The organism is Polaromonas sp., from assembly GCF_030682935.1.
Taxonomy (GTDB): Bacteria; Pseudomonadota; Gammaproteobacteria; order Burkholderiales; family Burkholderiaceae_C; genus Polaromonas.
In genome coordinates this window covers 1-2,015 of record NZ_JAUXNA010000260.1, presented here as the reverse complement: position 1 = coordinate 2,015, position 2,015 = coordinate 1, and the positions used below count along the sequence as shown (strand labels likewise).

Genomic DNA, 2,015 nt, shown 5'->3' with positions numbered 1-2,015 from the left:
GCCACCACAATCAGCAACTCCAGCAGGGTAAAGCCACCGTGGCGGATTCGGGCCGCCAGCGAACGCGGCGAAGCGCCTGCAGCGGCAAGCGTGGGGGCGATCGGCCGCAGCGCCGGGCCGCCCCAAGCAAGGCCAGCCCCCCCGGGGGGCAGCGCAGCACACGAAGTGGCAAGCGTGGGGGCTCTTTTAGTCCCAGCTGCCAACATCCGCATTTTTGCCCTCACCGCCCGGCTGCCCATCGGCCCCGAAAGACATCACGTCAATCTCGCCCTTGACGCCGGGATTCAGGTACTGGTAAGGGCGTCCCCAGGGGTCATTGGGCAGCTTGTCCAGGTAGCTTTTCCAGTTGGCCGGAATCGGCCCCGTGGTGGGCTTGGCCAACAGCGCCTGCAGACCCTGCTCAGCCGCAGGGTAACGCTGGTTGTCCAGCCGGTAGAGCTTGAGCGCCTGCATCAGGTTGTTGACGTCGGTTTTGGCGGCCGTGGCGCGCGCGTCGTCGGCGCGGTCCAGCACGTTGGGCACGATCAGCGCGGCCAGCACGCCAATGATTACCAGCACCACCATCAACTCAATAAGGGTGAAGCCTGCTGACAAGCGGCGCCGCACGGTGCGCAGGCCGGACATGGGGGGGAAGTGTCGTGTAATCATGGTCTGTTCAATGATAATCCAGCCATGCAGATAAACGCTTACAGCTTGTGGTCAACCCGGATTGTGACGTTCGCACTGTCCGCCCTGGCAGCCGGCAGCGTCGCGTACTGGGCACTGAAGGGCGTGGGCACGGCCACATCGTCCGCTACGCCGCCGGTGGCCCAGGCCAGCGCGCCGCCTGCAGACCCCCAAGCCGTGGCCCGTGCGCTGGGGGGCGGCTTGGTGCTGGCGCAAGCGGAGCCCGGCGGGAGGCCGCCGGCCAGCAGTCGTTATGTACTGGCCGGGGTGGTGGCAGACCGCGCCCAGGGCGGCGCCGCCCTGATTTCAGTCGATGGCAAGCCGGCCAAGCCGTTTCGCATCGGGGCCACTGTGTACGGCCGGCTGGTGCTGCAGTCGGTGGCAGGGCGCCGCGCGGTGCTGGCTACCGGTCTGAACGCGCCGGCCGAGGTCACGCTGGAGTTGCCGCTGCCCGGCAAGTAGCGAATCGCTATATTAACGATAGCTGGTAGTGCCCGGCTGGTGTGGGCTGGCAGCCTAAAGCATGAATTATTTTGTAACTGCGCGGAAAACTCGAAGCCATCAGTAAAACCGGGTGCGGTCATGACACCCGGTCCCTTTGTGTGATGGCTTTGCGTATTGAGCCTCTGGCGCGCCGCTGGCCCCCACCCCAGCCCTCCCCCAGAGGGGGAGGGAGCAGGGCAACGGCCTCTTTTCCCTCCCCCTTTGGGGGAGGGTTAGGGTGGGGGCCTCCCCGGCCTGCCAGACGCAGAGCGGGCTGAGCAGTTACATTATTTTTGCAAAAACAAGCGGTACACCGGGTTGTCGGTTTCCTCCACATGGGGGTAACCCAGCGTGTCCAGAAATTCCTTGAAAGCGCTGTTGTCGGCCTCGGGCACCTGCAGGCCGACCAGAATGCGGCCATAGTCGGCGCCCTGGTTGCGGTAATGGAACAGGGAAATGTTCCAGCCCGGGCGCATCAGGCTCAAGAATTTCAGCAGCGCGCCGGGACGCTCGGGAAAAATGAAGCGCAGCACGCGCTCGCCGCCCGACAGCGCGCTGTGCCCGCCCACCATGTGGCGGATATGTTCCTTGGCCAGCTCGTCATGCGTGAGGTCCAGCGCCTTGAAGCCGTGGCGCGAGAAATTGGCGGCAATCTTGCTGCTCTCGCCCTTGGCCGAGGTGGTCAGGCCCACAAACACATGGGCGCTGGCATCGTCGCTGATGCGGTAGTTGAATTCGGTGACGCTGCGCGGCGCGCCCGGCAGCTCGCCAATCAGTGCGCAAAAACGCCGGAAGCTGCCGCGCGCCTCGGGGATCGTCACGGCAAACAGCGCCTCGCGTTCCTCGCCCACTTCGGCCCGCTCGGC

General features: G+C 65.5%; 3 protein-coding genes and 1 pseudogene. 1 reads left to right on the top strand and 3 read right to left on the bottom strand.

The window, feature by feature from the left end; translation table 11 throughout:
• Positions 1-206 (bottom strand): prepilin-type N-terminal cleavage/methylation domain-containing protein (locus Q8K05_RS11900; RefSeq protein ID WP_305246813.1); only part of this gene is annotated, 206 nt, incomplete at its 3' end.
• Positions 187-648, bottom strand: a complete 462-nt coding sequence (gspG, locus tag Q8K05_RS11895; protein ID WP_305246812.1) for a type II secretion system major pseudopilin GspG — start codon at positions 646-648, stop codon at positions 187-189. The genes gspG and Q8K05_RS11900, both read right to left, overlap by 20 nt.
• A gap of 24 nt (positions 649-672) precedes the next feature.
• On the opposite strand from gspG, the gene Q8K05_RS11890 reads away from it, so the two are divergent.
• A complete protein-coding gene (locus Q8K05_RS11890) occupies positions 673-1,128 on the top strand; it encodes a type II secretion system protein N (protein WP_305246811.1) in 456 nt (151 codons plus the stop codon).
• 308 nt (positions 1,129-1,436) lie between these two features.
• On the opposite strand, the pseudogene Q8K05_RS11885 reads toward Q8K05_RS11890, so the two are convergent.
• Positions 1,437-2,015: pseudogene (locus Q8K05_RS11885) on the bottom strand (threonine ammonia-lyase, biosynthetic); the annotation flags it as partial.